This is a genomic window from Paenibacillus sp. YAF4_2, assembly GCF_052113225.1.
Lineage (GTDB): Bacteria > Bacillota > Bacilli > Paenibacillales > Paenibacillaceae > Pristimantibacillus.
Window position 1 is genome coordinate 1 of record NZ_JBFRCT010000032.1, and the last position, 480, is coordinate 480.

The 480-nt window shown below is 49.0% G+C and carries 2 tRNA genes and 1 rRNA gene; all 3 read right to left on the reverse strand.

Going from position 1 to position 480, the window contains the following annotated elements:
- Nucleotides 1-72 precede the first annotated feature (72 nt).
- Nucleotides 73-148: transfer RNA gene (locus AB4Y93_RS28855), tRNA-Ala, on the reverse strand.
- Nucleotides 149-172: 24 nt separating this feature from the next.
- Nucleotides 173-249, reverse strand: a tRNA-Ile gene (locus AB4Y93_RS28860).
- 123 nt (nucleotides 250-372) lie between these two features.
- A 16S ribosomal RNA gene (locus tag AB4Y93_RS28865) occupies nucleotides 373-480 on the reverse strand; the annotation flags it as partial.

The window sequence follows — 480 nt, forward strand, 5'->3', positions numbered from 1 at the left end:
ATAATTGCTTAAGGATGTTTCATTCTTTCGCTATCCAGTTTTCAARGWACAAGTYTYAAAAAAAATTACTTTTGGTGGAGCCAAGCGGGATCGAACCGCTGACCTCCTGCTTGCAAGGCAGGCGCTCTCCCAGCTGAGCTATGGCCCCAAAAMAACAGAAAAAAATAGAGAATGGTGGGCCTTAGTGGACTCGAACCACCGACCTCACCCTTATCAGGGGTGCGCTCTAACCAGCTGAGCTAAAGGCCCTCATTACTATTCTATTAGAAAGAGTATTGCTCTTTCAAAACTGACAACGAGCTGCGACTACTGCCTGTAGTTTGGAAGCTRRGCTTCCTATCCGATCATCATCGTGATCGGGTATTTCCTTAGAAAGGAGGTGATCCAGCCGCACCTTCCGATACGGCTACCTTGTTACGACTTCACCCCAATCATCTACCCCACCTTCGACGGCTGGCTCCCTTGCGGGTTACCCCACCG